Consider the following 265-nt stretch of genomic DNA (forward strand, 5'->3'; position numbering starts at 1 on the left):
GATCTCTCGATCGGCAGTCACCTCACCGTAGGAGCCAGCTTGCTGGCGAAGGCGCTGGCACAGCCGACATCATCGTTGGCTGACACTCCCTCTTCGCTGGCAAGCCAGCTCCTACAGAGGATTGAGGCCGATCTCTCGATCGGCAGTCACCTCACCGTAGGAGCCAGCTTGCTGGCGAAGGCGCTGGCACAGCCGACATCATCGTTGGCTGACACTCCCTCTTCGCTGGCAAGCCAGCTCCTACAGAGGATTGAGGTCGATCTCT

1 pseudogene is annotated in these 265 nt (G+C 60.4%); it reads left to right on the forward strand.

The annotated features are described in order from the left end of the window. Nucleotides 1–39 precede the first annotated feature (39 nt). Nucleotides 40–265, forward strand: a pseudogene (locus ACZYR5_RS29575) (hypothetical protein); the annotation flags it as partial.

The sequence above is a fragment of the Pseudomonas sp. F007 genome (genome assembly GCF_057814275.1).